Origin of the sequence: Bifidobacterium moraviense, assembly GCF_012932365.1 — a bacterium.
Classification (GTDB): Bacteria; Actinomycetota; Actinomycetes; order Actinomycetales; family Bifidobacteriaceae; genus Bifidobacterium; species Bifidobacterium moraviense.
Genome location: NZ_JAAIIH010000001.1, coordinates 588,062 through 609,506 on the forward strand (window position 1 = coordinate 588,062; position 21,445 = coordinate 609,506).

At 70.3% G+C, this 21,445-nt stretch carries 21 protein-coding genes; 13 read left to right on the forward strand and 8 right to left on the reverse strand.

The annotated features are described in order from the left end of the window. Window positions 1–81 precede the first annotated feature (81 nt). The 3 genes from G1C96_RS02620 to G1C96_RS02630 are packed head-to-tail and all read right to left on the reverse strand — an operon-like array spanning window position 82 to window position 3,780. Entirely contained in the window at window positions 82–2,040 is a 1,959-nt protein-coding gene (locus tag G1C96_RS02620; RefSeq protein WP_169275065.1) for a sensor histidine kinase, read from the reverse strand. Between the two features lie 53 nt (window positions 2,041–2,093). Then, a complete protein-coding gene (locus G1C96_RS02625) occupies window positions 2,094–2,828 on the reverse strand; it encodes a response regulator transcription factor (protein ID WP_169275066.1) in 735 nt (244 codons plus the stop codon). Next, window positions 2,812–3,780: a TPM domain-containing protein gene (locus G1C96_RS02630; RefSeq protein ID WP_169275067.1), complete on the reverse strand. Its 969-nt coding sequence runs from the start codon at window positions 3,778–3,780 to the stop codon at window positions 2,812–2,814. The genes G1C96_RS02625 and G1C96_RS02630 overlap by 17 nt, the downstream gene beginning before the upstream one ends. A 105-nt stretch (window positions 3,781–3,885) precedes the next feature. On the opposite strand from G1C96_RS02630, the gene G1C96_RS02635 reads away from it, so the two are divergent. Continuing rightward, on the forward strand, window positions 3,886–4,179 hold the full coding sequence (locus G1C96_RS02635; protein ID WP_169275068.1) for a WXG100 family type VII secretion target: 294 nt from the start codon (window positions 3,886–3,888) through the stop codon (window positions 4,177–4,179). A gap of 191 nt (window positions 4,180–4,370) precedes the next feature. Here G1C96_RS02635 and groL read toward each other — a convergent pair whose 3' ends face one another. The 3 genes from groL to G1C96_RS02650 form a co-directional block, all read right to left on the reverse strand. Next, window positions 4,371–5,996, reverse strand: a complete 1,626-nt coding sequence (groL, locus tag G1C96_RS02640) for a chaperonin GroEL (protein ID WP_169275069.1) — start codon at window positions 5,994–5,996, stop codon at window positions 4,371–4,373. 255 nt (window positions 5,997–6,251) lie between these two features. Then, on the reverse strand, window positions 6,252–6,458 hold the full coding sequence (locus G1C96_RS02645) for a cold-shock protein (RefSeq protein WP_169275070.1): 207 nt from the start codon (window positions 6,456–6,458) through the stop codon (window positions 6,252–6,254). A 153-nt stretch (window positions 6,459–6,611) separates the two neighbouring features. Next, the gene (locus G1C96_RS02650) at window positions 6,612–7,298 is read right to left on the reverse strand and encodes a LytR C-terminal domain-containing protein (protein WP_169275071.1); all 687 of its coding nucleotides are present in this window, start codon (window positions 7,296–7,298) and stop codon (window positions 6,612–6,614) included. 104 nt (window positions 7,299–7,402) lie between these two features. Between G1C96_RS02650 and G1C96_RS02655 the strand changes: the two genes are divergently transcribed. The 12 genes from G1C96_RS02655 (at window position 7,403) to G1C96_RS02710 (ending at window position 19,612) form a co-directional block, all read left to right on the forward strand. Beyond that, entirely contained in the window at window positions 7,403–8,098 is a 696-nt protein-coding gene (locus tag G1C96_RS02655) for a uracil-DNA glycosylase (RefSeq protein WP_169275072.1), read from the forward strand. A gap of 76 nt (window positions 8,099–8,174) precedes the next feature. After that, a complete protein-coding gene (locus G1C96_RS02660; RefSeq protein WP_169275073.1) occupies window positions 8,175–9,245 on the forward strand; it encodes an AAA family ATPase in 1,071 nt (356 codons plus the stop codon). Further along, the gene (locus tag G1C96_RS02665) at window positions 9,242–10,186 is read left to right on the forward strand and encodes a DUF58 domain-containing protein (RefSeq protein WP_169275074.1); all 945 of its coding nucleotides are present in this window, start codon (window positions 9,242–9,244) and stop codon (window positions 10,184–10,186) included. Before G1C96_RS02660 ends, G1C96_RS02665 begins: the two co-directional genes overlap by 4 nt. Beyond that, a complete protein-coding gene (locus tag G1C96_RS02670) occupies window positions 10,183–10,695 on the forward strand; it encodes a hypothetical protein (RefSeq protein ID WP_169275075.1) in 513 nt (170 codons plus the stop codon). The genes G1C96_RS02665 and G1C96_RS02670 overlap by 4 nt, the downstream gene beginning before the upstream one ends. Continuing rightward, a complete protein-coding gene (locus G1C96_RS02675; RefSeq protein WP_169275076.1) occupies window positions 10,692–11,774 on the forward strand; it encodes a vWA domain-containing protein in 1,083 nt (360 codons plus the stop codon). Before G1C96_RS02670 ends, G1C96_RS02675 begins: the two co-directional genes overlap by 4 nt. Further along, window positions 11,771–12,799 (forward strand): vWA domain-containing protein, encoded by a 1,029-nt coding sequence (locus G1C96_RS02680; RefSeq protein ID WP_169275077.1) that lies wholly within the window; start codon window positions 11,771–11,773, stop codon window positions 12,797–12,799. Before G1C96_RS02675 ends, G1C96_RS02680 begins: the two co-directional genes overlap by 4 nt. Continuing rightward, a complete protein-coding gene (locus G1C96_RS02685; RefSeq protein WP_169275078.1) occupies window positions 12,796–13,365 on the forward strand; it encodes a DUF6466 family protein in 570 nt (189 codons plus the stop codon). The genes G1C96_RS02680 and G1C96_RS02685 overlap by 4 nt, the downstream gene beginning before the upstream one ends. 86 nt (window positions 13,366–13,451) lie before the next feature. Continuing rightward, entirely contained in the window at window positions 13,452–13,709 is a 258-nt protein-coding gene (locus tag G1C96_RS02690) for a hypothetical protein (protein ID WP_169275079.1), read from the forward strand. 3 nt (window positions 13,710–13,712) lie between these two features. After that, entirely contained in the window at window positions 13,713–15,245 is a 1,533-nt protein-coding gene (locus G1C96_RS02695) for a PGAP1-like alpha/beta domain-containing protein (RefSeq protein ID WP_169275080.1), read from the forward strand. A 10-nt stretch (window positions 15,246–15,255) separates the two neighbouring features. After that, window positions 15,256–16,692: an adenylosuccinate lyase gene (purB, locus tag G1C96_RS02700; RefSeq protein ID WP_169275081.1), complete on the forward strand. Its 1,437-nt coding sequence runs from the start codon at window positions 15,256–15,258 to the stop codon at window positions 16,690–16,692. Window positions 16,693–16,712: 20 nt separating this feature from the next. Then, the gene (locus tag G1C96_RS02705) at window positions 16,713–19,160 is read left to right on the forward strand and encodes a lysylphosphatidylglycerol synthase transmembrane domain-containing protein (protein WP_169275082.1); all 2,448 of its coding nucleotides are present in this window, start codon (window positions 16,713–16,715) and stop codon (window positions 19,158–19,160) included. Window positions 19,161–19,330: 170 nt separating this feature from the next. Beyond that, window positions 19,331–19,612 (forward strand): HU family DNA-binding protein, encoded by a 282-nt coding sequence (locus G1C96_RS02710; RefSeq protein WP_169275083.1) that lies wholly within the window; start codon window positions 19,331–19,333, stop codon window positions 19,610–19,612. Between the two features lie 130 nt (window positions 19,613–19,742). Here the strand turns inward: G1C96_RS02710 and pafA are convergent, their stop codons facing one another. Both pafA and G1C96_RS02720 read right to left on the reverse strand, forming a co-directional pair. Further along, window positions 19,743–21,203, reverse strand: coding sequence for a Pup--protein ligase (gene pafA / locus G1C96_RS02715; RefSeq protein WP_169275084.1), 1,461 nt, complete (start codon window positions 21,201–21,203; stop codon window positions 19,743–19,745). After that, window positions 21,203–21,394 carry a ubiquitin-like protein Pup gene (locus G1C96_RS02720; RefSeq protein ID WP_169275085.1) on the reverse strand — a complete coding sequence of 64 codons (192 nt, stop codon included), beginning with the start codon at window positions 21,392–21,394 and terminating at the stop codon, window positions 21,203–21,205. Before G1C96_RS02720 ends, pafA begins: the two co-directional genes overlap by 1 nt. Window positions 21,395–21,445 lie beyond the last annotated feature (51 nt).

A 21,445-nucleotide genomic window follows, 5' to 3' on the forward strand; every position in this document is an offset into this window, starting at 1 on the left:
CCTGCTCCTATCAAAACCGGCTATCCAGTATACATCACGGGCGCTGACAGACCCCGGGCGGGCGGATCGGCCGCGCGGCCGTCAGGATTCGGCGCCCGCGCCGGACTCCGCGTTCGCCGTCCCGGCCGTCCCCGTCGTCTCGGCCGTTCCGCCCGCCGCGGGCGGAAGCTCGCGGACGCGCCCGTCGTGGCCGCGCTCAGCGGAATGCCCCTGCCGCTGCTGGCGGGAGCGCTGCCGGTCGCCGCTGAGCGACCAGCCGGACTTCTTGCGCATCGGTTGGGTGAGGTCCGCCGGCGGTTCGGACACGGTACCGGTGGGCAGCACGATCGTGAACGTCAGGCCGCCGCCCGGCGTCTCGGTGGCGCAGATGAGGCCGCGGTGCGCCTTGACCACGGACTGCGCGATGGCCAGGCCCAGACCGGTGCCGCCCTTCTGCCGGGCGCGCGAGGGGTCGGACGTGTAGAAGCGCTCGAAGATCTGCGGACGCTTGTCCGCCGGCACGCCCGGACCGTGGTCGACGACCTGCACGACGGCGTAGTCGGTGCCGGAGTTCGTGCCCTGCGAGATCTGCAGCGCCTCGATGAACCGCGACAGCGAGGCGTCGGAGGACGGCATCTTGGCCAGCGCCTGCGGCGTGATCGCCGCCGTGCACCTGCCCACGGCCACCTGCACCGGGGAGTCGGCGGGCGTATAACGGTGGAGGTTGCCGACGATGTTCGTGATGACCTGGCGGATGCGCGAGGAGTCGCCGGTCAGGCGGACCTCGGGCAGGGGGCCGCGCGTGAAGGCGAGGCACGCCACCTTGGGCGCGTCCGCGTCTCCGCCGTGCGGCGTCATCATGGCCAGCGTCACGCCGCCGGTCATGATCGTGCGCTCCGGATCGAGCGCGTGGAGGTCCTCGGTGGCGTCCGCCACCACGGACGTGAGGTTGACCTGCTGCGTCAGATCGATGCCGCGTCCCTCGTCGAGTCTGGCGAGCGAGAGCAGGTCCTCGACGAGCACGGTCATGCGGGTGGACGACTTCTCGATGTGCTCGATGGCCTCGTCGGCGCGCTCCACGGCGCCGGGATAGTCGCGCTGCATCTTGTACAGCTCGGCGTAGCCGTGGATGGCGGCGAGCGGCGTGCGCAGCTCGTGGCTCGCGTCGGAGACGAACCGCTTCATCTTCTCCGTGGTCGCCTCCTGCTCGTGGAAGCTCGATTCGATGCGCGAGAGCATGGCGTTGAGCGAGGCGGACAGCGAGCCGACCTCGGTGTTCTCCGGGAGGTCGGGCACGCGCTGGCTCAGGTCGCCGGCGGCGATCTTGGCCGCGGTCTTCTCGATGTGCTTGAGCGGCTTGAACGTGTGCTGCACCACCAGCGAGCCGGCGCTGACGCCGAGCACGATGATCGCCACGCTCATCATCAGGCAGTATTCGGTGATGGTCTGGACGGTGGAGATCTGGTCGCCCATCGACAGTCCGATGTAGAAGATGCCGGAGGTGCCGGCCGCGTCGTTCTTCCACTTGCCCGCCACCACGCGCCACGGGGCCTGCGCGCTGGCGATGACCTCGCGCTGCTCGTTGGTGAGCGTGTCCTTGCCGGCGTTGCGCAGCGACTCGGGCATGTCGACGTAGGCGGGGGCGCTGAACGGCCTGTTCAGCGTGACGTTGCCCATCTGCCCGGACGCGGGCAGCAGCGGCGTGGAGACGATGTCGTACTTGAGCAGCGGGATGGACTCCACCGGCACCGACTCGTTGTTGGAGCCGGTCGCGGTGAGGATCTCGTTGTTGGCGTCGCGCATCTGCACGAAGAAGCTCGAGGCGCCCAGCGAGTTGGCCGGCACCTGCTGGCTGAGCTTGTCGGCGTTGGACAGCACCATCTGCATCTGGCTGGTCAGCTGGTTGTCCAGGCGGTCGACCAGATACCCCGCCACCATCTGGCGGATGGCGAACGTCATGGTCCCGCATCCCACGAACAGCAGGGCGAAGATGATGACGACGAGCTTCGTGCTCAGCGGAATGCGGTCGAAATGACCGTTCGGACGAATGGCCTTCGCCATGGCGCGCGGACTCCTTCCCATCACCACGTGCAACGTCTGCCGGCGCGCCGGCGCTACGCGGCCTTGGGCTCGCGGATCATGTAGCCGATGCCGCGCTTGGTCTGGATGAGCGGCGCCACCTTGTGCCTGGTGCCGTCCTCGTCGGTGACCTCCAGTCCGTCGACCTTCTTGCGCAGGTACGAGATGTACGATTCGACGATCGCCGCATCGCCGCCCCAGTCGTACTGCCAGACGTGGTCCAGGATCTGCGCCTTGGAGAGCACGCGTCCCTCGTTGTCCATGAGGTAGCGCAGCAGCTTGTACTCGGTGGGGCTCAGCTCGATGGGCTGGCCGGCGCGCGTCACGTCATGGGAGTCCTCGTTGATCTCCAGATCGGCGACGCGGATGATCGGATCGTCCTCCACCTGCTCGCGCGTGCGGCGCAGGATGGCGCGGATGCGGGCCACGACCTCCTCGAGGCTGAACGGCTTGGTGACGTAGTCGTCGCCGCCGACGGTCAGGCCCATGACCTTGTCCTGCGTGTCGTCACGGGCGGTGAGGAACAGCACCGGGGCGTCGATCCCCTCCTGGCGGATGCGACGGGTGACGGTGAATCCGTCGATGTCCGGCAGCATGACGTCGAGCACGACGAGGTCCGGCTGGTTCTTCTCGATCACTTCGATGGCCTCGGAGCCCGACGCGGCGGTCGCGACTTCGAAGCCGGCGAAATGCAGGGATGCGACGAGCAGCTCGCGGATGGAGGGCTCGTCATCGACAACAACGATCTTCGCTTCAATTGGCTTGCTCATGATTTCCAGAGTGGTCCCCCAGACTGGAGGTTTCCTGAATGTCGTCTGGAGTCTTCGTGGGTTGCGCCGAACGCCTCCGCGACGCCGGGGCGGACGCATGGCGGCGATGGCGTCCCGAGCCGGACGACGCGCCCGTCCTGCGCGCGGACGCGGACGTTCCCCGGCCCCTGCCGCGCAGCCCGGCCCGCCTGCCCGCGTGCCTGCGGCCGCGCCTGCGGTGGATGACGTAGACCGCCACGCACACGCCGATCACCACGACGAGGCCGGCGCCCACGGCGACGACGCCGATGGTGGTGGCCGTGGACGAGACGGATGTCTTCTTGGCGGTGGCGATGGCCTGCATCATGCCCTGCGCGGAGCCGGCCCAGTCGGGGTCGGACTGGTTCGCCAGAATCGGCCCCACCGCGGCTTCGGACAGCTTGTCCACGGTGGACTTCTTCCTCAGCCATTCGTCGGAGTTCGACGAGACCGCCACCACGAGGTTGCCGTCCTGCGTGGCCACGGCGAGCAGCACGGTGTTCGGCTCGGGCTGGGTCGACTCCAGCGCCTGGCTCGCCCACTGCTCCGGGTCCACGCCCTCCATGAACTTCGGCAGGTACATGAGCTTGACGATGACGCCGGTGTCCCGCCTGGTCGCGTCGATGGCGTCGGTCACGGCCGCGACGTCGCCGCCGAGCAGGTTCTCGGTGTCGGTGATCGAATCGGTGACGGTGATCTCGGTCTGGCCGCCGTCGGACGACGCCGACGCGGATGCCGAGGTGTCCGCCGCGGCCGACGTCGTCGCGGCCGGCGTGGGGTCGTCGGCGAACGCCGCGCCGGCCGGCATCCCCAGGACGAGGACCGTCGCCAGCAGCGCGCCGATCAGGGCCGCGAGACGTCCGGAGGGGACGCCTGTGGTCGAACGTGCGCCGCGACACGCCATGCCGGCGCCGATGGGGGCACATTCGACCACATTGCTCGTTTTCGGGGTGCTGAAGGCTCGCTGTGACATACCCTCAACCATAGCGGCTGTCCGGACCGTCGCCTTCCCCATCACCCTCGACGAAAGGAAACAGCGATGCCACAGTACCAAGTGGATTCCGAACAGATTCAGTCCTCCAGCGCCGCCGTGCAGGCCTCGGTCACGCAGATCCGGCAGGCGGTGAGCGGCATGGTCGCCAACCTGGGGGCCCTGCAGGGCGTGTGGCGCGGCGGCGCGGCCACGCAGTTCAACGCGGTGGCGCAGCAGTGGCAGGCCGCCCAGCAGCAGATGGAGCAGTCGCTGGAGGCCATCCAGCACGCGCTGGCGCAGGCCTCCGTGGTGTACTCCGAGGCCGAGATGCAGGCGGCGCGTCTGTTCGCCGCCGGCTGACGGCACCCGTCCGCCGTTCGCGCCTCGGCATGCCCGGATACGCCCGGATACGCGAAGACGGGGCCGCCGTCCGGCGGCGGTCATCATGCGGATGACTGCGGTCGGACGGCGGCCCCGTCGATCATCGACGATCAGCGGACCGGATGTCCCGGTCCATGCTCACGTCGCGTTCCGATTCCTCGGTCCGTCGATCAGTAGCCCATGTCGGCGCCCTGGGCCGGAGCGGCGGTCTTCGGCTCCGGCTTGTTGGCCACGACGGCCTCGGTGGTCAGGAACAGGCCGGCGATGGAGGCGGCGTTCTGCAGAGCGGAACGGGTCACCTTCACCGGGTCGGTCACGCCGGCGGCCAGCAGGTTCTCGTACGTGTCGGTGGCGGCGTTGAAACCCTCGCCGTCGGGCAGCGAACGAACCTTGCTGATCACCACGTCGCCGGAGACGCCGGCGTTCTCGGCGATCTGCTTGATCGGGGCCTCGATGGCGCGGAACACGATGGCGGCGCCGGTGGCCTCCTCGCCGGTCAGCGAGGTGACAGCCTCGTCGGACTCGGCCTTGGCCGCGGCCTGGACGAGGGCCACGCCGCCGCCGGGCAGCAGGCCTTCCTCGATGGCGGCCTTGGCGTTGCGCACGGCGTCCTCGATGCGGTGCTTGCGCTCCTTGGCCTCCACCTCGGTGGCGGCGCCGACCTTGATCACCGCGACGCCGCCGGCCAGCTTGGCCAGACGCTCCTGCAGCTTCTCGCGGTCGTAGTCGGAGTCGGTGTTCTCGATCTCGGCGCGGATCTGGGCCACGCGGGCGTCGATGTCCTCCTTGGAGCCGGCGCCCTGCACGATGGTGGTCTCGTCCTTGGAGACGATGACCTTCTTGGCGTGGCCGAGCACGGACACGTCGACGGAGTCCAGCTTGAGGCCGAGCTCGTCGGAGACGACCTGGGCGCCGGTGAGGATGGCCATGTCCTGCAGCATGGCCTTGCGGCGGTCGCCGAAGCCCGGGGCCTTGACGGCGCAGGACTTGAAGGTGCCGCGGATGTTGTTGAGGATCAGGGTCGGCAGCGCCTCGCCGTCGACGTCCTCGGCGATGATCAGCAGCGGCTTGCCGGTCTTCATGACCAGCTCGGCGATGTGCACGACGTCCTGCTGGCTGGAGACCTTGCCGGAGGTCAGGAGGATGTACGGATCCTCCAGCACGGCGGTCTGGTCGTCGGCGTTGGTGACGAAGTACGGGGCGATGTAGCCCTTGTCGAAGCGCATGCCCTCGGTGAAGTCGAGGTCCAGGCCGAAGCGGTTGTTGTCCTCGACGGTCACGACGCCGTCCTGGCCGACCTTGTCGAGCGCCTCGGCGATCTTCTCGCCGACCTCGGGATCGGCGGCGGAGATGGTGGCAGTGGCGGCGATCTGGTCCTTGGTCTCGACGTCCTTGGCGGCGGCGACGAGCTCCTTGACGATGACCTCGGTGGCCTTCTCGATGCCGCGGCGCAGCGCGATCGGGTTGGAGCCGGCGACCACGTTCTTCAGGCCCTCATGCACGAGGGACTGGGCCAGCACGGTGGCGGTGGTGGTGCCGTCGCCCGCGACGTCGTCGGTCTTCTTGGCGACTTCCTTGACCAGCTCGGCGCCGATGCGCTCGTACGGATCGTCGAGGTCGATCTCCTTGGCGATGGACACGCCGTCGTTGGTGATGGTCGGCGCGCCGTAGGTCTTGTCGAGCACGACGTTGCGGCCCTTCGGGCCCAGCGTGACCTTGACGGTGTTCGCGAGCTTGTCCAGACCCGCGAGCATTCCCTGGCGAGCTTCCTCGTCGTACGCAATGATCTTTGCCATTTTGCTTTCCTCCAACATGGCCGTTGAATGATGTTCCACCGCGGGAAGCGCGCGTCCGCGGCGCCGTCAGCTGCGTCGCGGTTATCACTCTCGCTCCCCGAGTGCTAACTGCGACATTAGCACTCTCCGCCGCCGAGTGCCAACATCGGCGTCGGCGTTTGCGCTCTGGGCATGAACCGGCGCGGACGCGGACGGCGGCCGGGCATGGAAAAGGCTCCCCGCGGGGAGCCTCGTTCCGCTGCGCCGCAAGGGGCGTCAGCCGATCTTCACCACCTTGGTGGCCTGCATGCCCTTGGGCGTCCGCTCGGCCTCGTATTCCACGCGGTCGCCCTCGTCGAGGCTGCGGAACCCCTCGGCCTGGATGACGGAGAAATGCACGAAGACGTCGTCCCCTCCCCCGTCCGGTGTGATGAAACCATAACCCTTGCCAGCGCTGAAAAACTTGACGGTGCCCTGCGCCATATCAACTTCTTTCCCCATGAAAATGTGATCAGGCGATGGGTTCCAACTACCTCCCTACGCCCACGTTCGGCATCATCATTGTAGATGGGCGAAGGAAAGAAACACCGACCTCCGCTCGGCGCGGCGGTCGGCGGGGAGGCGCCGCTCAGGCGGCTACTTCATCAGGACGACGACGACCGGGGCGCTCGCACCGGAGATCTGGGACACCGCGTCGATGCCCAGCTGCCTGGCGACGTCCTCGGCGGTGGCCTTGTCGGCCTCGCTCTGGTACCACACGGCGGACGAGTCGGGCAGGGTGCTGCGGTTGCGCGGATTGCCCGCGGTGGCGTTGGTGTATCCCGCGGATTCGAGCACGCTCACCTTCTGCGCGGCGTATCCGCTGCGTCCGGTGCCGTTGAGCACCAGCACCGAGCTGGACTTGTCCACGGTCGCCGCGGCCGACGACGAGGACGACGAGGCAGTCGACGAAGGCGACGCGGAGGATGCGGACGATGACGCCGCCGCGGAGGAGGAGGACGCCGTGGCGGACGGCGAGGCCGACGTGCCCGACGTCGCCTCGGACGAGGCCGCGGACGATGCGGCGGCCGAGGACGACGAGGAGGCCGCGGACGGCGCGGCGAGCGACGTCGTGGCGCCCGCGTCGCTCTGCCAGGGCATGCGCCCGCCCTCGAGCAGGCCGGAGGTCAGCGTCCACACGCCCAGTCCGCACACCGCCGCCACCAGCAGCACCACCAGATACGGCAGCATGCGCGCGCCGACCGACTTGGGGCCGCGGTGCACGCCCACGGGGCCCGCGGGCGGGTTGTCGAATTCATCGGGCGTGAGGTTCTCGTTGGACATGGTGATGCTCCTCCAGTTCGGGACTATTGGCCAGTCTAGCGGCATCCCGCCCCCGGCGTACCCACGGCTTCCCGTTGTGCGATCCCGCGATTACAGTGGGGCGCATGATCAAACCCCTGAGCGAACTCGTGGAGCCGGGCTGGGCGCGGGCCCTCGCCGGCGTGGAACCGGACATCCACCGCATGGGCGACTTCCTGCGCGGCGAGATCGCCGCCGGACGTCCGTACCTGCCGGCGAGCCGCAACATCCTGCGCGCGTTCACCATACCCTTCGACTCGATCAAGGTCCTCATCGTCGGCCAGGACCCCTACCCCACCCCGGGCAACCCCGTGGGCCTGAGCTTCTGCGTGGCGCCGGACGTCAGGCCGCTGCCGCCCAGCCTGGTCAACATCTACCGCGAGCTGGTCGACGACCTCGGCGTGCCGATGCCGCCCAACGGCGACCTGACGCCGTGGACGCGCCGCGGCGTCATGCTGCTCAACAGGTGCCTCACCGTCGGCGTCGGACGCCCCAACAGCCACGCGGGCAAGGGGTGGGAGACCGTCACCGACGAGGCGATCCGGCAGCTCGACGCGCGCGTGGACGAGCACGGCGATCCCCGTCCGCTCGTCGCGATTCTCTGGGGGCGTAAGGCGCAGACCCTCAAGCCGCTGCTCACGCACGCGACGGTCATCGAATCCGCGCACCCCAGCCCGATGTCCGCGCGCTACGGATTCTTCGGATCCAGACCTTTCTCCAAGGCGAACGAGGCGCTGGCCGCCATGGGCGCCGAACCGGTGGACTGGGATCTGACGCACTGACCGCGCGGGGTCGCCCGGGGCCCTCCGAAGCCGTTCGGAGGGCCCCGCGTCAGTTCGCATGGCTACAGTGGTGTCCATGTCGTTATTTGCGAACCAGCCTTCATCCGTTCCCGTACCGCCGATCCCCGCGTCGTCGGCCGCCGCCTCCCGGGCCGCGCTGACCGGCGACGACGTCCGGCGCGCCGTGGCGCTCGCCGGGCGCATCCGCGCACGCTTCGCCCACACGCTCGTGGGTCAGGAGGCGCTGCGCGAGTCGCTCATCGTCACGATGACGGCCGGCGGCCACATCCTCATCGAATCGGTGCCGGGCCTGGCCAAGACCACGGCCGCGCAGACGCTCGCCACGTCGGTCTCCGGCACGTTCAAGCGCGTGCAGTGCACCCCGGACCTCATGCCGTCCGATCTGGTAGGCACGCAGGTGTTCGACTTCGCCACGCAGAAGTTCGCCACGCAGATCGGCCCCATCCACGCCAACTTCGTGCTGCTGGACGAGATCAACCGCTCCAACGCGAAGACGCAGTCCGCGATGCTCGAGGCCATGGCCGAGGGCGCCACCACCATCGGAGGCGAGCGCATCCCGCTGCCCCGCCCGTTCATGGTCATCGCCACGCAGAACCCCATCGAGGAGGAGGGCACGTACAACCTTCCGGAGGCGCAGATGGACCGCTTCACGATGAAGGCCGTGATGACCTATCCCAGCGCCGAGGAGGAGGCCGGCGTGCTGCGCCTGCTCACCGAGCGCGGGTCCGACACCGCCGACATGGACGCGCTGGACCAGGAGCGCATCTCGGTGCGCGACGTGGAGTTCCTGCGCGCCGCGGCCCGGCGGGTCCACGTCTCCGAGGCGATCATGGGCTACGCGGTGGATCTGGCCGCCACCACCCGCGGCGCCGGCACGCATCCGCTGCAGGGCCTGTCCTCGCTGGTGCGTCTCGGCGCCTCGCCGCGCGCGTCGATCGCGCTGGTGCGCGTCGGGCAGGCCGGGGCGCTGCTGGCGGGCCGCGACTACGTGGTGCCGGAGGATCTCAAGCGCTACGCCCACGAGGTGCTGCGCCACCGCATCATGCTCACCTTCGAGGCCATGGCCGACGGCGTGACCGCCGACCAGGTCATCGACGACGTCGTCAGGACGGTTCCCGTCCCATGATCCCCGCGACCGGACACGCGAACGCCGACGATCCGGTCCGCAGAAGGATCGAATCGCTGGGATCCAAGCTCTCGCTGCCCACGGTGGCGCGCGCGCTGGGCGTCCTGGAGGGAGAGCATCCGTCCCGCAGACGGCACGGCACCGACGAGTTCATCGACGTGCGCGCCTGGCAGCCCGGAGACGAGGCGCGCATGATCGACTGGAAGACCAGCGCCCGCTGCGCCCGTCCCATGGTGGTGGACAAGCAGCGTCGCGCGACCAGCCGCGTGTGGATGCTCATGGACGTGGGCCGCGAGATGACCGGCGGCTGCCCCGGCGGGGAGCGCGCCTGGGCGGTGGCCGCGAACGCCCTGCGCATGTTCGCCGCGCTCTCGCTGCGCCGCTCCGACGACATCTCCTTGGTGTTCGGCGACTCCCGTTCCATCACGCGCGTGCCGTTCAACGGCGGGTTCGCGCGCTTCGAGTACACCCTGGACCGCGCGCTGGAGCGCCGATGGGACCAGCCGCGCAACATCGACGCGCTGCTCGACTACGCCCGCCGCATCCGCGACCGCGCCTCGCTGATCGTGCTGGCCACGGACGAGACCGCGCTGGCGAAGTCGCATCTGGACGCGATCCGCCTGCTGGCGCAGTCGCACCCGCTGGTGGTGGTGGACGTGGCGGTGGCCAATCCGTTCGCCGCGCGTCGAGACGGCAGGGCGGTGTTCGACGCTCCCGACGGCCGGCGCCTCCCGGCGTTCCTGGCGAACGCCGAGGCGGCCGGAGAGGTGGCCACGCACCGCGAGTACGTGGCCGCCGCGATGGAGCGCGAGCTCGCGCTGTGCGGTTCGACCATGATCCGCGCCGATTCGAGCGCCGGCATGTTCGACGCCTTCGTGGCGCTGGTGTCCGGCGCGGCCGGACGCGCCCCGCTGGGCTCGGCGACGGGAGGCGGGCGATGATCCGGGCCCTCGACGTATCCGGACTGGACGTCTCCCCCGCGATGGGCGCCCCGGTCCCCTATCTCGCCGCGATCGCCGCGCTGCTGCTCGCGGCCGTCGCGCTCGCGGCGCTCGCGGTCCGGCTGTCGCGCCCGCGCGCCGGGCGCAGGACCGAACCGCGCGGTGTGCATGCCTCGGCCGGTTCGCGCGAGGCGTGGCGCGCGCGCATCGACGACGTGACGGCCCGGTACGAGGCCGGCGACATCACGGACCGTCAGGCGTTCGCCGAACTGGCCGCGCTGGTGCGCGCGTTCGCGTCCGAGACCACGGGCACCGACATGCGCGCCAGCACGCTCGCCGACATCGCCGTGATGCCGCGTTCCGGCGACGGCATCGATCTGCTGCGCCACACCGTCGCCGCGCTCTACCCGCCGGAGTTCGCGGACGCGCTGACCAACGCGCAGGCCCGCGGAACCGACGTGGCGCAGGCGGCGGAATGGGTGCGCAATCTGGTGGAAAGGTGGCGATGATGGGCACGCTGCAGTGGCAATGGCCATGGGCCGTCCCCGCCGCGGCCGCGCTGGCGGCGCTGGCGATCGGCGTCGCGGCATGGGTCTGCGCGCGCCGCGACCGCCGCGACCGCGCGGACGGCGACGGCATCGACGTGTGGAGTCTGGACGCCGATCTGGCCGGCGAGGAGGCCTCCCGCGCCTTCCGCGTCTGGCGCGCGCTCGGCCGCGCGGGAACCGTGCTGGCGGTCGTGTCGCTGATCGCGGCGACCGCGCTCATGGGACGCCCCTCGACGGTGGACGCCGGCGCCGAACGCGGCGAGAGCCGCGACATCGTGCTGTGTCTGGACGTCTCGGGCTCCACGCTGCCCTACGACCGCGAGGTGATCGCGACGTATCTGGATCTGGTGGGCAGGTTCCGCGGCGAGCGCATCGGGCTGAGCATCTTCAACTCGACGTCGCGCACGGTCTTCCCGCTCACCGACGACTACGATCTGGTGCGCTCGCAGCTGTCCGAGGCGAACGACCTGCTGCGCGGCGTGCAGTCGCAGGACGACATCGACGCGATGAGCGACGCCGACTACCAGAAGGTGTCCGACTGGCTGTCCGGCACGCAGAACCGCAGGCAGGCGACGTCGCTGATCGGCGACGGCCTGATCGGCTGCGCGGCCATGCTGCCGGGGTTCGCCGCCGCGGGATCGGCCTCGCGCGCGCAGGCGGCGGACCGCAGCGAATCCATCGTGCTCGCCACGGACAACGTGGTCTCGGGCACGTCCACGTACACGCTCGCCGCGGCGCTGGACCTGACCTCGGCCGCGGGCATCACCGTGGACGGGCTGTACTCCGGCCCCGCGCAGAGCGCCGGCGACGCCGCGGCCGCGGAGATGCGCTCGCTCGTGGAATCCCATGACGGCGTCTTCCTCACGCAGCGCTCCGGCGAGTCCGTCGACGCGCTGGTGCGCCGCATCGAAAGCCGGCGTTCGGCCGAGACGGAGCAGGACGGACGCTCCGCGCTCGTCGACGCCCCGGGCTGGCCGACGCTCATCCTGTGCGTGCTGTTCGCCGGCTATCTCGTCGTGGTCTGGAGGCTCAGGCGATGAACGGATTGACCTTCTCCCCCGCACTGGGCTGGATCGCCGGCCCGATCGCGGCCGTGGCCGTGCTGGCGCTCGGCGTCGCGTACGCCGTGTGGTTCGCGCGGCACCGGGACGGCACCGACGCCACGGCGGCCGACTGCGTCAGGCGCGTCCTGATCGCCGTGACGCTGGCGACGCTGACGATGACGCCGTCCACGACGGTCGCCACCACGAGCCGCGCGGTGAACGCCACGGACGTGTTCGTGGCCGTGGACGTCACCGGGTCGATGGCCGTGCGTGACGCCGCGTACGGATCCCCCGAGACCATCAGCCGCCTCGACGCGGCGCGTCGGGTGATCCGCGACATCGTGCGCATGTACCCCGATGCCAGCTTCGCCGGCGTGAGCTTCGGCGTCGGCGGCAGCCTCGATGTGCCGCTGACCCCGGACGGCGCCGCGCTCGGCAACTGGGCGGACACGCTGACGACCGAATCGACGTCGGTGTCCACCGGATCCAGCCTCGACGCGCCGATCGACCGCCTGCTGCTCGCCATGAAGGCCGCAGCAGAACGCCATCCCGACGACGCCGTGATCCTGTACGTCATCTCGGACGGCGAGCAGACCAGCCAGGGAACGCGCCGCACCTACTCCTCGCTGCGCGCCTACGTGGACGACGCGTTCGTCGTCGGCGTGGGCTCCGCGCAGGGCGGCATGATCCCGCGCACGGCCGACTCCGCCGCCTCCGGCGCGAACGCGGACGACGGCTGGGTGATCGACCCGTCCACCGGCCAGCCAGGCGTCTCGAAGCTCGACGAGGCCGCGCTCACCGCGGTGGCGGACGAGCTGTCCGGCACCTACGAGCACGTCGACGACACCCACACCGTGGCCTCCGGCGCATCCTCGAAGGCGTCCGGGAAGTACCGGCTGACCGTATCCGACAAGGAGCGCACGCGCACCGCGCCCGTGGTCTGGCCATGCTACGCGGTGCTGCTGGCCCTGCTGACGTGGGAGGCCGCGTCCTGGATCGTCACGTCAAGGAGGCTGCTGTGAACCGCCGACCGCATACCCCGCCGCGCGCGCCGCTGGGCGTGTGCGTCCTCGTCGCCGTGCTGGCCGCGGCGGCGCTGGCCGGCGCCGCATGGTCCGGCCTCGTGGTCCTCACCGCGCACCGGTACGACGAGGCGACGGCGAGTCTCTCCGCCAACCTCGAGGCCGCGTCGAAGGACGACGCCGATCTGGACCGCCTCGCGGCGGCGCAGCGACGCACGGACGCCCTGTTCGAACAGGCGCGGTCCCTGAGCGCCGTGATGCCGTCCTCCGTGTCCGGCCCGCTGGCGGCGAACGCCGACGTCTCGCGCCGGCTCAGCGCCCTGATCGACGCGGCCCTGGCCGAGCAGCGGGGAGGATCGTCATCGTCCGAGAGCCAAGGCGACGACCAGTCGGGGAACGACGGCACGCAGACCGAGCAGGGACTGAGCGAGGAGCAGCGCCGGCAGGTGGACGAGCTGCTCGAGGGCAACCGCCAGCTCGCCACGTCGTCGCCCACCGCCATGTCGACGCAAAGCGCGGATCCGACTTCAGCCCCGAGCGAACAATCCGGCGTCAAGCCCTGGTGATTCCGCGTCGCGGCGCGCCTGACGCACATTCGACCACGGGCCGGACGCGATTGGACCCGCGCGCGCCGACGAGGTGCGATGGTGCCATGAACACCACGCACCTCGATCCGCAACGTTGCCGCTGCCACGACACGGCACCCACCACCCGCCAGCTCGTCGAACGTCTGATCGCGCGAAGCGAGGAGGCGCTCGACCATGCGCAGACCGCCGCATCCCACGCGCGGACCGTCACATGGAGCGGCAGCGCCGCCGAACACTACCGGGACACGCTCTCCGCCGCGCACGCGCAGGCCGCCGGCGTCCGCGAGGGCCTGTCCGCCACCCGTCGTCTGGCATGGGGGTGAGCCATGGCATGGCAGGTCTCCTCCACGATCACCGGCGGCGAGGCGCGCACCGCCGCCGAACTCGAGGAGTTCAACCACTTCGCGGTCGTCCTCGAGAGGGCCGCGCAGGACCTCGAATCGGCCGCCTCCGCATGGCGCGTCGGAGGCATGGAGATCGACCACCACCGCGCGTGCCTGCCGTGGTGCCCGGCCGCGCGCGGCACCGCGGAACCGGGACATGAGGCGATCCTTTACCCCGCGCTGACGGAGAGCGCCTCGGACACGGTCGCGTCGTTCGAGGCGCTGGCCGGACGGTTCCGCTCCACCGGCGACCTGCTGATGCGCGCCCAGTCGCTGTATTCCGAGGCGGACGCCACGGCCAGCCGCGTCGTCACCGAACTCATCCAGCTGGGGACCTCGGTGTTCCCCGGGCAGACCGCGGCCGCGGCCGCGGGCGTGTCGGTGGTCGCCGGGATCGTGGGCAGCGTCAGGGAGGGCCGCGTCAACCCGATCCACATGATCACCGGTACCTCGTGGGCCCAGGAGGGGCTGATGAGCGGTCTGGGCGCGATCGTGGGCGGCAAGGGACGCGAGGTCCCGCTGCTGGGATTCGGCGCCACGAACGAGCTCAACATGGGCGCCGGCACCGTGGCCAAGCTCACCTCGAAGGCCTACGACCTGTTCCAGGGCAACGCGCTGCAGGTGACGCGGGTGGAGCCGAACCGGCCGTTCCTCGAGGCGCCCCGCTCCATAGCGGACGCGATGGCCAACCTCGAGCGACTCGGCATGGAGCGGCTCGGCAGGGGCGAGGGCGGCACCGGGCTGGACTACGGCACGATCGCGATCCAGCGGTTCTCCCACGCGGACGGCACCGTCAGCTGGCTGGTCACGATCCCCGGCACCGACGGCAAGCTCGATTCGCCGTTCGGATGGCCGCAGAACGTGGAGCTCATGAGCGACGACCCCGAGCAGCGCATGGCCGCGGACAGCGCCCGCATGGTGGCCGAGGCGATGCGGCGCGCCGGCATCGGCGAGCACGAGGAGGTGGCGCTCATCGGCCATTCGCAGGGCGGCATCGTCGCCGCCACGCTGGCCGCCGACCTGGCGGACCGGTATCGCTTCAGCCATGTGGTGACCTGCGGCTCGCCGGTGGCCAACCATCCGATCCCGTCCTCCACATGGGTGACCAGCGTGGAGAACGACGACGAGCTCGTCTCCAACCTGGACGGCGCGCGCAACCCCTCGCGCCCCACGTGGGTGACGGTGCGCGGCACGGTGAGGCCCGGCGCCGCGAACGCCGACAGGCCGTTCAGCTCGGCCACCGTGGAGGGCGCGAACGGCGGCAAGGAGCTCAGCCACGGCATGAACTACCTCAGGGCGGCGTACCGCAACGCCTCCGGACTCGGCTCGTCCGCGCTGCAGTCGCACGAACGGCATTTCTCCGCCGTGGTGGACGGCACGCTGGAGGAGACCACGTACTGGCGCGGCAGGATGAGCCGCACCGCCGCGGTCGCGCCCGGGGAGCGCGGCGACGTCTCGGTTCACGGCAGGAAGTAGGCTTGAGGCCATGAAACTTACCGACATCACCCCCGCAATCGCCCTGACTCCCCTCGACGGCCGCTACCACAAGGCCACCGCCCCCCTCGTGGAATTCCTCAGCGAGCCTGCGCTCAACCGCGAGCGCATGCGCGTGGAGGTCGAGTGGATGATCCTGCTGGCCAACGGCTTCGAGGGCAACGGCAACAGGCCCGTCGTCGACGGCGTCACGCCGTTCACCGACGCCGAGATCGCGTTCCTGCGTTCCATCCCCGAGGACTTCGGCGCCGAGGGCATCGCCCGGCACGCCGCCCACGAGGCCGTCACCCACCACGACGTGAAGGCCGTGGAGTACTACATCGACGACCAGATCGACGCCGCGCCGGCCGAGCTGTCCAACATCAACGACCGTCTCAAGACGCTCGTGCACTTCGCCTGCACGTCCGAGGACATCAACAACCTGTCGATCGCTCGCTGCGTGAAGAACGCGATGGAGCAGGTGTGGACCCCGGCCTTCACCGCCATCATCGACCATCTCGCCGCCAAGGCGGACGAGTACCGCGCCAAGCCGCTGCTGTCCCTCACCCACGGCCAGCCCGCCACCCCCACCACGCTGGGCAAGGAGCTCGCCGTCTACGTGTACCGCCTGAACCGCCAGCTCAGGCATCTGGCATCGCAGGAGTACCTGGGCAAGATCAACGGCGCCACCGGCACGTTCGGCGCGCATCTGGCCGCCTGCCCGGACGTGGACTGGATCGCGGTCTCCCGCGAGTTCGTGACCAACCGCATGGGCCTCACCTGGAACCCGCTGACCACGCAGATCGAGAGCCACGACTGGCAGGCAGAGCTGTACTCCACGGTGTCGCACGCCAACCGCATCATGCACAACCTGTGCGTGGACGTGTGGATGTACATCTCCCGCGGCGTGTTCGCGCAGGTGCCGGTCAAGGGCGCCACCGGCTCCTCCACGATGCCGCACAAGGTCAACCCCATCCGCTTCGAGAACGCCGAGGCGAACTTCGAGCTCAGCTGCTCGCTGCTCGACACCCTCTCCGCCACGCTGGTGGAGTCCCGCTGGCAGCGTGACCTGACCGACTCCACCACGCAGCGCAACATCGGCTCCGCGCTGGGCTACAGCCTGCTCGCCCTGCACAACCTCAAGGGCGGCCTCGAGTCGATCCATCCGAACGACGTCGTCATCGCGCGCGAGCTGGACGAGAACTGGGAGGTGCTCGGCGAGCCCATCCAGACCGCCATGCGCGCCTGCGAGCTGCGCGGCCTGCCGGGCATGGACAAGCCGTACGAGAAGGTCAAGGAGCTCATGCGCGGCCACGAGATCAGCAAGGAGGCCGTCGAGGCGTTCATCGACCAGCAGGCCTTCGATCCCGAGACCGCCGCGCGGCTCAAAGCCCTCACGCCGGCCTCCTACACCGGCGTGGCGGACCGTCTTGTGGACTTCGACCGCTGAGCGCGGACGGGCCCGGTCCCATGCCGACGAACGACGCACAGGCGCGGATCCACGACACCCCGCCGCGCCGCGTCAGGGATTTCGTGGATCTCGCCAGACTCGTCGCGGCGCTGCTCATGGCCGTGGCGGTGATGCTGGCCTGCGTGTTCATGCGGGGGCTGACCAGCGGCGTGGAGAGCGACGTCCATCAGGTCAGCGCGCTGGCGGCATGGCTGGGCGACCTGCCCACCCTGCTGCTGACGCAGGCGGTCACCCTGTTCGTCCTGTGCTCCGTGACCGTGCAGATGCTGTGGAACCGTGAATGGAGACAGACCGCGAGCTCGCTCATCGCGCTCATGGCGGGCTACGCGGCGGCGTGGGGCGTCTCGTCGCTGATCTCCGCCGTGGGGCCCGAGGCGCTGGTCCGCGGACTGTGGTCGGTGGCCGGCGGCGAGAACGGCGTCCTGCTGCCGGACGTCTACGCGGGACTCGGCGCCTTCCTGTCCGCGGCGGGCCCGCGCAGGCTGCGACCCACGGTCCGTTGGGGATGGAACGCCCTGTGGACCACGGCGGTGGTCCTCATCGTATGCTCCACGAATTCGTTGGGCGGCGTGCTGGTGTCGCTGGCGCTGGGCCGCGCGGTGGGACTCGCCGCGCGGCTCGCCGTCGGCACGCAGAACAAGGGCGCGTGGGGGCCGGCCGTGGCGCATGCGCTGGCCGACGTCGGCATCGAGACGGCCTCGCTCACGCGACGCGACGCGGATCCGCACGATCCCAACGCGCTGTCCGCGAACATCGCCGACGACCTGTCCGTCTCCTCGCGCATCTACGACGCCGAGGCCGCCGACGGCGCGCGATACGTCGTCTCGGTGCTCGACGCCCAGGCGCACACCTCCGGCTACATGGCGCAGCTGTGGCAGTGGATCAAGCTGTCCGGCGTCTCCGTGCGGCACGACCGCACCGTGCGCGACGCGGTGCGCCACCACCAGACGATGCTGCTCACGCTCCGCGACGCCGGCCTGGCCGCGATGCGCCCGTACGCGATCTGCGAACAGGGCGAGTCGGCGATCCTGGTGCTCGACGCCGAGCCGGCGGCCGTGCCCGCGCTGCGGGCGGACGAGGCGGACGGCGGGGACACGAGGCTGTCCGACGACGATCTGACCGCATACCTGCGCTATCTCGACGCCGCCCACCGGCGCGGCATCACCCACCACAACATCGCGCCGGAGTGTCTGGCGCGCATGGCCGACGGCACGCCGATGATCTGCGGATGGCAGAACGGCGACGTGGCCAGCTCCCCGGCGAACGTCGCCATCGACCGCATGCAGATGCTCACGCTGCTCGCCGCCCTCGCCGGCGTGGAACGCGCCATCGGGGCCGCGCGCCGCGTCTGGGACGACCGCACGCTCGCGGCCCTCGTCCCGTTCGTCCAGCAGGTGGCCGTGCCGCGCGCCACGCGCTCGCTGCCCGGCTTCGGCAAGCGGATGCACCGCGACCTGCGCGACGCGCTGGGCGCCCTAGTGCCGCAGGACGTGACCGCGAGCATGCCCGAGGTGACGCTGACCCGGTTCTCGGTGCGCTCGTTCCTGGCCATCGCGCTGCTCGTGGTGGCGCTGCTCGTCATCGTCACGCAGCTCAACATGGAGCAGGTGATCGCGGCGATGCGCGGCGCCAACCCGTGGATGGCGGTGCTGTGCTTCCTGTGCGGCACGCTCACGTGGGTGGGCTCCGGCATCTCGCTCGGGGCGTTCATCGATCGCGACCGGCGCGACCCGGTGGGCATCCTCATGTCTCAGGCGGCCTCGAGCTTCACCTCGGTCTCCATGCCGGCGGGCGTGGGACCGGCCTTCGTGAATCTGCAGTATCTGCGGCACATCGGCTACTCGAACTCGCTCGCCACGGCCGTCATGAGCGCGGTGCTCGCGCTGCAGGCGGTGGCCACGGTGGTGCTGGTGGTCGTCATCGGCCTGTTCACCGGCAGCGGCACGTTCTCCGGCACGATCCCCACCAACGCGCTCGTGATGATCGGCAGCGCCCTCGTCGTCCTCGTCGTGGCCGCCATGGCCATCCCCCGCCTGCGCCGCGTCGTGGTGGACCGTCTGCTGCCGATCGTCGCCACCTACGCGCGCCAGCTGGCCGACCTGCTCACCCGTCCCCGCCAGCTCGCGGTCGGCACCCTGGGCGCGCTCATCCAGACGTTCGCGTTCGGTCTGGCGTTCTGGTCGGCGCTCATGGCCTTCGGCTGGCGCACCAACGTCTTCGAGACCACCTTCGTCTTCCTGCTGGCGAACACGCTCGGCTCCGCGGTGCCCACCCCGGGCGGTCTGGGAGCCGTGGAGGCCGCGCTCATGGCCGGCTTCGGCGCCGCCGGCGTCCCCTCGGCCATCGCGCTGAGCGCCACGCTCGTCTACCGCGTGGCCACCTACTGGCTGCGCATCCCCCTCGGCGCGCTCGCCATGCAGTGGCTCGACCGCCGTCATCTGGTCTGACCGTCCCCGGGCGGACGCGAACGGGTCCGGAACCTCTCCGCGTCCGCCAAAACAAAGGGGAAAAAACGTTGAAAATGCGCCGATTCACAAGGGTTTGCGCTAATATCGTTAGTTGACCGATGGGTTCCCGCGTCAAAGAGGGAGCCCCCGACAGAAGGAATGCTTGAACCATGGCATACAACAAGTCTGATCTCGTTTCCAAGATCGCCCAGAAGTCCAACCTGACCAAGGCCCAGGCCGAGGCCGCCGTCAACGCCTTCCAGGACGTCTTCGTCGAGGCGCTGCAGTCCGGCGAGGGTCTCAAGCTCACGGGCCTGTTCTCCGCCGAGCGCGTCAAGCGCGCCGCCCGCACCGGCCGCAACCCGCGCACCGGCGAGACCATCAAGATCCCGGCGTCCTACGGCGTGCGCATCACCGCCGGCTCCCTGCTGAAGAAGGCCGTCACCAAGTAAGACCGGTCCCGGGAACGAAACGAATGCCCCCGACAACAGCGTCGGGGGCATTTCCGTATGCGCTTCGGCCTGCGGTCCGTACCGGTCGTGCCGTGCCGCGGACCGGTCGGTGCCCGGACCGCGGCGCATCTCAGTCCAGCGCGGCCATGACGTTCCGGTAGTCGTCGGTCGGCGTCGCGTCGAACGGGTCGAGCAGCTCGCACTCCACGCGGTGCGGCGCGGTGAGCGCGACGTGAGTCCAGTCGCAGCTCCACTGGGCGCCGGCGCGCAGCGCCCTGGCCACGAACGCTCCGCGCAGCGCGGCGCGCGTGTCCTGCGGGGGCTCGTCCACGGCCCGCGTCACGCCGGCGTCGTCGATGAGACGGCGCAGCGACCCGTGGCGCTCCAGCGACGGCACCACGTTGCCGTTGGCGATGTCGTGATACGCCAGATCGAGCTGTTCGAGCCGTGCGAATCCGATGTCCGGGTGCCGGCGGGTCATCGCCTCCACGAACCGCCGCTTGGCGGCCCAGTCCACCCATCCGGCGAGGCTCATCCAGTCGCCGCACGCGATCGCCTCGAGCGCGGACTCCCACAGCTCCAGCACCTGCGCGGCGCCCGGCAGGATCGTCTCCGCGGCCGCGGCATGGTCGGCCACGAACCGCTGCGCGGCGGCGAGGTAGATGCGCTGGACGTCGAGCGCCGTGCGATCGCGGCACACCGGCACGTCGTCGGCCAACGCCAGACGCGCCCGCCCGGACGGGTCGCGGCTCACCGCCTTGATGGCCGCGCCGGGATCGGCCAGCGCGCAGCCGGCGAACGGCGACATGCCGCCCGTGCGCCGATGCTCCTCGATGATGCACAGCACCAGATGCGTGGTGGCGAGCTTCATCCACGTGGCCACCTGAGAACGGTTGGAGTCGCCCACGATCACGTGCAGACGACGGAAGCGCTCGGCGTCCGCGTGCGGCTCGTCGCGCGTGTTGACCATGGGGCGCGACCTCGTGGTGGCGCTGGAGACGGCGTCGTCGAGGAAGTCGGCGCGCTGCGTGATCTGGAAGCCGTCGCGCGTGACGCGCCCGGCCCCGGAGAACAGCGGCCGGGTGACGAGGAACGGGATGAGCTCGCGTTCGATGACGTCGAGCGGGACGGCGCGGCGCACCAGATAGTTCTCGTGGCAGCCGAACGAGTGGCCCTCGGAGTCGACGTTGTTCTTGAACACGTGCACCGTCGCGTCGGGGCCGTGGGTCTCGCGCAGCGTGCGCTGGGCGTCCATGGCGAGCCGCGCCATCACGCGCTCCCCCGCGGCGTCCTGCGCCAGCGCGTCCATGGGGTCGCGGGCCTCGGCCGTGGCGTATTCGGGGTGGGACCCGACGTCCAGATACAGGCGCGCCCCGTTGGCCAGATACGTGTTGGTGGACCGCGCGCGGGAGATGACCGGGCGGAACATCGTCATCGCCACCTGTCCGGCGTCGCAGGGCCTGGCGGTGCCGGTGACGGACACGCCGTACTCGGTCTCGATGCCGAAGATGCGCGAGAAGTCGTGGTCGTGCGCGCCGTGCGAGGGATCGTCCTCCGCGCCGGCGACGCGCTCCTGCCGCAGCTGCGGCATCACTCGCCGCCCTTTTGGACGAACCGGTTGACGTATTCCTCGGCGTTGGTCTCCAGCGTGGATTCGATGTCGTCCAGCACCGCGTCCAGATCGTCCATCTGGCCGGTGACGTCGGCGTCGACGCGCCCGAGGCCCTGGGATTCCTCCTCGGGGCCGGTCTGGCTCGTGATCCGATCCTGTTCCTGCGGCATGCATGCCTCCCTAGATTGTGATGCCTGACGATGCCCGCGCCCGCGTTCCGG

Coding starts and splice junctions, on each gene's coding strand:
- G1C96_RS02675 (WP_169275076.1), top strand. CDS start 10,692: ATGATGGGCACGCTGCAGTGGCAATGGCCATGGGCCGTCCCCGCCGCG.
- G1C96_RS02635 (WP_169275068.1), top strand. CDS start 3,886: ATGCCACAGTACCAAGTGGATTCCGAACAGATTCAGTCCTCCAGCGCC.
- G1C96_RS02690 (WP_169275079.1), top strand. CDS start 13,452: ATGAACACCACGCACCTCGATCCGCAACGTTGCCGCTGCCACGACACG.
- G1C96_RS02705 (WP_169275082.1), top strand. CDS start 16,713: ATGCCGACGAACGACGCACAGGCGCGGATCCACGACACCCCGCCGCGC.
- G1C96_RS02650 (WP_169275071.1), bottom strand. CDS start 7,298: ATGTCCAACGAGAACCTCACGCCCGATGAATTCGACAACCCGCCCGCG.
- G1C96_RS02670 (WP_169275075.1), top strand. CDS start 10,183: ATGATCCGGGCCCTCGACGTATCCGGACTGGACGTCTCCCCCGCGATG.
- pafA (WP_169275084.1), bottom strand. CDS start 21,203: ATGCCGCAGCTGCGGCAGGAGCGCGTCGCCGGCGCGGAGGACGATCCC.
- groL (WP_169275069.1), bottom strand. CDS start 5,996: ATGGCAAAGATCATTGCGTACGACGAGGAAGCTCGCCAGGGAATGCTC.
- G1C96_RS02655 (WP_169275072.1), top strand. CDS start 7,403: ATGATCAAACCCCTGAGCGAACTCGTGGAGCCGGGCTGGGCGCGGGCC.
- G1C96_RS02695 (WP_169275080.1), top strand. CDS start 13,713: ATGGCATGGCAGGTCTCCTCCACGATCACCGGCGGCGAGGCGCGCACC.
- G1C96_RS02620 (WP_169275065.1), bottom strand. CDS start 2,040: ATGGCGAAGGCCATTCGTCCGAACGGTCATTTCGACCGCATTCCGCTG.
- G1C96_RS02625 (WP_169275066.1), bottom strand. CDS start 2,828: ATGAGCAAGCCAATTGAAGCGAAGATCGTTGTTGTCGATGACGAGCCC.
- G1C96_RS02660 (WP_169275073.1), top strand. CDS start 8,175: ATGTCGTTATTTGCGAACCAGCCTTCATCCGTTCCCGTACCGCCGATC.
- purB (WP_169275081.1), top strand. CDS start 15,256: ATGAAACTTACCGACATCACCCCCGCAATCGCCCTGACTCCCCTCGAC.
- G1C96_RS02720 (WP_169275085.1), bottom strand. CDS start 21,394: ATGCCGCAGGAACAGGATCGGATCACGAGCCAGACCGGCCCCGAGGAG.
- G1C96_RS02710 (WP_169275083.1), top strand. CDS start 19,331: ATGGCATACAACAAGTCTGATCTCGTTTCCAAGATCGCCCAGAAGTCC.
- G1C96_RS02680 (WP_169275077.1), top strand. CDS start 11,771: ATGAACGGATTGACCTTCTCCCCCGCACTGGGCTGGATCGCCGGCCCG.
- G1C96_RS02665 (WP_169275074.1), top strand. CDS start 9,242: ATGATCCCCGCGACCGGACACGCGAACGCCGACGATCCGGTCCGCAGA.
- G1C96_RS02645 (WP_169275070.1), bottom strand. CDS start 6,458: ATGGCGCAGGGCACCGTCAAGTTTTTCAGCGCTGGCAAGGGTTATGGT.